We start from the raw sequence: 2,403 nt of genomic DNA, 5'->3' as shown, positions 1-2,403 counted from the left end.
TGGCAGAGTGATTTTACACGCCTGAGGCTTGAATACAGCCACAAGGAACGGAACTCTGTTACAACCCCGGTTGAAGAAGGCGACAATGCACTGACACTACAGGCAACTTTTTCAATTGGATCACATAGACCGCATCCATTTTAATCTTTGTAATGGAGAATATAAATGTTAAAAGAGAAAATACTACAATGTTTAATTAAAACAGGTTTTCCTGTATTTCTGTTTCTTCTCATCCTGAATTCCGGTAATGCAAACGCAAAGTTACTAAAGGTAGTGACTACATCCACTGACCTTAAATCAATTGCTGAATATATTGGCGGAAACAAGATCAAAGTAGAGAGTATTATAAAGGGATATGCAAACCCCCATGAGGTTGACCCGAAGCCAAGCTTTATGGTGAAGCTCAGCAAAGCAGACGTCTTTATAAGAATCGGTCTTGATCTGGAATCGTGGGCCCAACTGCTAATAGACGGCGCAAGAAACTCCAAGATTCGTTTAGGGGAGCCGGGACATGTCATTGCGTCTGTTGGCGTAGATCTTCAAGGTCTGGCTGTCCGTGGAGGAGTAATGATTGACAGGTCCCTGGGAGATATTCATATCTACGGAAACCCGCATTTCTGGCTTGACCCACTCAACGGCAAGATAAAAGCTCAAAATATTCTGGATGGGTTAAAGAAAAATTCACCGGAAAATGCTGCATATTTTGAAGGAAACAAAAAACGCTTTGACAGAGAGATTAACATACATATGATAAAGTGGGTGGAAAAGATGAAACCCTATTTCGGAACAAATGTAATCGCATATCACAGATCATGGCCAAATTTTTCAAAAAGATTTGGGATCAATATAGCAGGCTATGTGGAAGTAAGACCGGGAATCGCACCATCACCAGCCCACATCGCGACCCTTATCAAGAGGATGAAATCGGAAGATATTAGAGTGTTAATCAGGGAACCGTGCTACGAAACCAAAATCCCGAAATTCATCTCCTCAAAAACCGGCGCAACTGTTTTAACTCTACCCGTTTCAGTTGAAGGGGTCAGTGAAGTCAAAAACTATTTTGACCTGTTTGATTATATTATTGATAATCTGGTGAGTACATTCGAAAAGCAGGAGATAATACCACATGATTAAGTTCAGTAATGTACAACTCGGATATGGAAGAAGGTTGGTACTCAACGCACTCAACTTCGAAATACAAAGAGGTGATTTCTTTGGAATAGTTGGCCCTAATGGCGCGGGAAAAACAACACTTATCAAGGCTATTTTAGGTCTCTTAAACCCGGTAAAAGGAAAAATCAACTTTCTCAATAATGGTAGCAGGTATAAAAAAAGCATTGGTTACGTACCCCAACATGCGTCTGTCGACAAAATATTTCCGATTACAACACTCGATATGGTCCTAATGGGAAGATACGCAAATATGGGACTCTTTAAACGACCGAAAAATATCGATTACGAAATCGCTGAGAGAATGTTGAAAAACGTCGGTATGGAGAACCTTGCAGCACGAAACTACAGAGAGCTCTCAGGCGGGCAAAAACAGCGCACTTTGATAGCAAGGGCAATGGTAAGCGAGCCAAAAGTTCTAATACTTGATGAACCGGTAGAAGGAATGGACGTTCAGGGAGAGATTGCCATAATGGAGCTTATCAAGGCCCTTCAGAGTGAATATGCACTCACTGTAATATTGGTCTGCCACGATCTCAATATCATAGCCAATTATGTAAAAACCCTCTCTATTATCCATAACAACACATTGAAACTTGGACCGATAGATTCAATATTTAACGAAGAAATGATGGCCAAGGTTTACGGAACAAATGTCAAGATTGTCAATATTTCAGGCCAAAAGGCCATAATATCCAAATTAAATAATTAAATGAGTGAATTTCTGACCAATTTGGAATTTTTTAAATACTCTATTGCATGCTCAGTGCTTGTGGCCATGGTATGCTCTTTTTTAAGTGTTTACATCGTCCTCAAAAGAATTGTGTTCGTCAGCGTGGCAGTTACACAGGTCTCATCCGTTGGTATTGCCATAGCATTAATAACCGGACTAAATCCAACGCCTATTTCACTCTTTTTTACCTTTCTTGGAGTTGTCCTCTTCTCCATCAGGTTCTCGGAAAGGAGACTCTCAAATGAGAGCAGGATCGGTATAGGATTTGTTGTTGCAAGCGCTGCATCAATCCTCCTGGTCTCAAAAAGTGCGCAGGGAATCCATGAAATTGATGACCTTCTTTACGGAAATATTCTGGCTGCAACCCCCGTTCCAGATATATCTTATGATCGGTATTATTACGTGTATCTTTTCCACACTATTTTCTTTTTTACAAAGTAGTTCTCTGCAGTCACCCTTGACTTTGAGATGGCAAGGACATCGGGTATAAGGGCAAGGTT

General features: G+C 40.7%; 3 protein-coding genes. All 3 read left to right on the top strand.

What is annotated here, in order from left to right; genetic code table 11:
- The first annotated feature begins 165 nt into the window (after window positions 1–165).
- From SCALIN_RS19425 to SCALIN_RS19415, 3 genes are read left to right on the top strand one after another with little or no spacing between them, the layout of a single operon-like run.
- Window positions 166–1,134: a metal ABC transporter substrate-binding protein gene (locus tag SCALIN_RS19425; protein WP_096896106.1), complete on the top strand. Its 969-nt coding sequence runs from the start codon at window positions 166–168 to the stop codon at window positions 1,132–1,134.
- Window positions 1,127–1,882 (top strand): metal ABC transporter ATP-binding protein, encoded by a 756-nt coding sequence (locus tag SCALIN_RS19420; protein WP_096896105.1) that lies wholly within the window; start codon window positions 1,127–1,129, stop codon window positions 1,880–1,882. The genes SCALIN_RS19425 and SCALIN_RS19420 overlap by 8 nt, the downstream gene beginning before the upstream one ends.
- Complete coding sequence (locus tag SCALIN_RS19415; protein WP_096896104.1) at window positions 1,883–2,344, top strand: metal ABC transporter permease; 462 nt, start codon at window positions 1,883–1,885, stop codon at window positions 2,342–2,344.
- Window positions 2,345–2,403: the final 59 nt, after the last annotated feature.

The organism is Candidatus Scalindua japonica (genome assembly GCF_002443295.1).
Lineage (GTDB): Bacteria > Planctomycetota > Brocadiia > Brocadiales > Scalinduaceae > Scalindua > Scalindua japonica.
This window is presented reverse-complemented; position numbering and strand designations above follow the sequence as displayed.

Excerpts from the sequence above, each read along its gene's own strand:
- SCALIN_RS19425 (WP_096896106.1), top strand. The coding sequence starts at position 166 with ATGTTAAAAGAGAAAATACTACAATGTTTAATTAAAACAGGTTTTCCT.
- SCALIN_RS19420 (WP_096896105.1), top strand. The coding sequence starts at position 1,127 with ATGATTAAGTTCAGTAATGTACAACTCGGATATGGAAGAAGGTTGGTA.
- SCALIN_RS19415 (WP_096896104.1), top strand. The coding sequence starts at position 1,883 with ATGAGTGAATTTCTGACCAATTTGGAATTTTTTAAATACTCTATTGCA.